Below are 3545 nucleotides of genomic sequence, written 5' to 3'. Positions count from 1 at the left end.
GCGTAGCCGTCACCGCGACTCCAACCACATGTCACGATCATGCCCTTCGTGCAGGTGCCGACCCGGCTTTGGGCCTTGCCGTCGCCGCCGGCCGCCGCCGACATCCTGATCTGCCGCTGATGGTGCGTCACGTTGAGTGATGGGCCGGATGGCCTCGACTCGCGGTCCTGCCGATGAGCGGGAAGTTGTCAGATGGTTCTGAACCGCTTGCCGCGATCGATGCATGCTCGCACCACGGCAGCTAGGGCAAGGCCTAGCATTGGCCCCCATGATCGAGGACTTCGCGGATCGGCTCCTGTGTGACATGGCTGGCCTCGACCCCTGCACAGCGGTCGTCGAGGCTGGCGAGCAGGATGCCGACGGGCTTACCGACTACGGCCCGGAGGGCCACCAGGCCCGCGCCGACTTCGCAGCCCGCGCCCTGCGCGAGCTCGAGATCTTGGGTGACGCAGTGCCGGCCGTAACCCCGCTGCACGCCCACCTCGCCGAACGGCTGCGTACGCGTGTCGCCTTCCACGACGCCGGGGAGGACCTGCGCGAGCTGCACGCGGCGGCCACCGGTCCGCTCCAGCTCATCCGCCAGGCCGTCGAGGCCGCGGTTCCCGGTCGTGGCACCGAGGGCGCGGCCTTCGAGGAGGGCTGGGCTCGTGTCGGCGCGCGCCTGGCCGCGATCCCCGCGGCCCTGGACGGGTACGCCCGCAGCCTCTTGCTCGCCGCGGAGCGCGGCAATTTGCCGGCGCGGCGTCAAGTGGAGCTCGTCACGCAGCGCTGCCGCAACTGGATCGACGACGATGTCGCCCTGGTGGATCGCTACGGCGAGGGGCGCCAGCGGGCGTCGTTGCAGGCCGCAGCGACGGGCTCGCGAGAGGCGTACCAGAAACTGGCCGAGATGCTGACCGCGGACCTGGCACCGCGGGCCGTTGAGGAGGAAGCGTTCGGCCAGCAGCGGTACGCACTCTGGGTGCGCACCTTCCTCGCGGCCCAGCCTGACCTGCGCGAGCTGTACGACTGGGGCTGGGACGAGTTCCGAGCGATAGAGGCAGAGCTGATCGCGGAAGCTAACGCCCTGGGCGGGAGCGTGCCAGAGATGCTCGCCTGGCTCGCCAGCCCCGACGCGCCCGGCACGCTGCACAGCAAGGAGGCGTTCGCCGCGTGGCTGCAGGAGCTGTTGGAGGCAGCCACCGAGCGGCTGGACGGCGTGCACTTCGACATCCCCGCCCCGCTGCGGCGCATCGAGTCGCGGTTGACCACGTCGTCCGGCATTGCCTACACCGGGCCGTCGCGGGACCTGACGCGGCCGGGCCGGGTCTGGTGGTCCATCCCCGAGGACGCAGCGAGTTTCCCCACCTGGTATGCCTACAGCACCGCCTATCACGAGGGCGTTCCCGGCCACCACCTCCACCTCGGCTCCGAGGTCTGCCGGGGAGGCCTCGGGCAACGGCTGAACCTGCTCGGCGGCCTCTCCGGCAGCCAGGAGGGCTGGGCACTGTACGCCGAGCGGTTCATGGACGAGCTCGGGCTCTACGAGCAGCCGGGTGCACGATTGGGGCACCTGTTCATGCAGCTGCTGCGGGCGGCACGGGTCGTGCTCGACATAGGCCTGCACCTGCGACTACCGATGCCGTCCGGTGGCGGCGCATCCTGGACGCCGGATGCCGCGCTGGAGCTGCTGCGGGACCGCTGTCACCAGGGGCCGTACGCGTCCGCCGAACTCGCGCGTTACCTGGGCCGGCCAGGGCAGGCGCTGGCCTACAAGGTGGGTGAGCGCGTGTGGCTGGCAGGCCGCTCGTCCTTCCCCGGCGACCGGCGCACATTCCATCGTCAGGCGCTGGAGCTGGGTTCGCTGGGCTTGGATCAGTTGAGCATCGCCCTCCAAGGTGACCGCGCACCACTCGTGCACCACGGTGAAACAAGCCAGGGACCGCGCTTGTAGCTGCACGTCCTTGACGTCCGACCAGTCTGAACCGGGGCCAGACTTAACAGCGCGTACGGCCTTGGTATATCAACACGGTCATGGTCCAATTCGACGTCCGGATCTTCCGCCGGCAGCTGCCGCGGGATGGTCGGGTCGCCCTCGGCCGGGTTGCGCCGCTGCGGCAGCGGCTCGATCGGTTGTCCATTCCGAGCGGGCGTCACGATGCGTAACGAGACGTGCGGTGGCGTTCCGTGCACAGTGGTAGCCGCTGACCGGGTAGGCGTGCAAGCGACGCGACTGCAGTGGCCGTGTTTCTCAATGCCCCGGTCGCGCATGACGAAGCCGGCCGTGTCGGGTTGTCGGCAAACTTGGCCTGTGGCCCCGGTTTTCCGCCAACCTGACACGGGTGTCCGAGAGAGGGGGTGGGGGGCTGTGGGTCGTGTATCCGGTACGGCCGTGCGGACAGCCGGCGTCCGGGTCGCGGCAGTCGTCTTCGCGCTGACGTGGCTGGTCTTTCCCGGTTTCGGTCTGCCCGACCTCGCGGTGACGTGGGACCCGGCCTGGGCGGTGGCTCTCGAGGCCGGCTGGGGACTGCTGTTCACCGCGTTCGTCGCGGCGGCCTTCGTCCGGATCGCCGCGCGGCCCCGGCGGTCAACCCCCGCCGTCGTGCTGTTACTGTGCGTCGCGGCGGCCGTCGCGGTCTCCGCCGCCGCCTCGCTCGAGTGGGCCTTGGTACTCGTCGCCCTGGCCGTGGCCGGGGAGGCGCTCGTCGTGGCGTTCGCGCCCGGCCGCGAGCCGCTCACGGCGGGCGGTGTCCGGATGGACCGGCCGCTGGCCGTCCTGGCCGGGCTCGCCGCGCTGCCCTGGCTGGCGTACGCCCAGACGATGTACGCGGCGAACCGGGTGGGGCTGCCCGAAGACGTCACTATCGGGATCGACCACTACGCCGTGCAGGGCGCGGTGGGCCTCGTCCTCGTGGTGCTGAGCGGGACGGCAGCGTGCTGGGTGCGGGGCCGGCGGTTCGTCGGGGCCGGGGTCGGGCTTGTGGCCGCCTATCTCGGTCTCGTCTGCCTCGCCTGGCCCGGCACGCCCGGCGGGTTCGGGCCGGTCTGGTCGGCGCTGAGCATGGCCTGGGGCATCGCCTTCGGCACACTCGCCGCCGTCCAAAGCGCGGGTCCTGGCACCACCCGAGGCGCCGGCCGGGAGGGTGCCACACCGGCGACCGCGCGGGACGCGGACGCAGCGGGGACCCCCGGTGCCGGAACAACTGAGTGGCTGATCTGCACCTGGAAAACGGGGTTGATCAAGCAGAGCGTGCATGCCGCCAATGCGGCGAGAATCGGACGCGCAGTGATGCGGCGGTGCGCGCTTCTACCACCGTCCGTGCCTGCTGATTAATCGCGAGCGGGCACGGTCGGTAGCTGGCCTCTGAGGCGAGCGGGCATCCTGAACTGGCTCCCCTCTGTGTCATCCATGAAGGAGCGGGGCCGGTCAAGGCCGGGGTTTCGACCTGCTGACGTTGTTTTGCCCGTCTTCCGGGATGGTTTTCGGGCAGGCGTGTGTACGGTCCGGGGTCAAGGTTGGGCCGCAGGCCCACCCGTAGGGCTTGGCCTTGACGCCGGCGCCGCGG

General features: G+C 70.6%; 2 protein-coding genes. Both read left to right on the top strand.

The genetic code is table 11. The annotated features are described in order from the left end of the window. Positions 1-268 precede the first annotated feature (268 nt). Positions 269-1933, top strand: coding sequence for a DUF885 domain-containing protein (locus ONA70_RS35350; protein WP_265010827.1), 1665 nt, complete (start codon positions 269-271; stop codon positions 1931-1933). Between the two features lie 438 nt (positions 1934-2371). Next, positions 2372-3313: a hypothetical protein gene (locus ONA70_RS35345; RefSeq protein WP_265010826.1), complete on the top strand. Its 942-nt coding sequence runs from the start codon at positions 2372-2374 to the stop codon at positions 3311-3313. The last annotated feature ends 232 nt before the right edge of the window (positions 3314-3545 follow it).

It is taken from the genome of Micromonospora yasonensis, assembly GCF_026013475.1.
Lineage (GTDB): Bacteria > Actinomycetota > Actinomycetes > Mycobacteriales > Micromonosporaceae > Micromonospora > Micromonospora yasonensis.
This window is presented reverse-complemented; position numbering and strand designations above follow the sequence as displayed.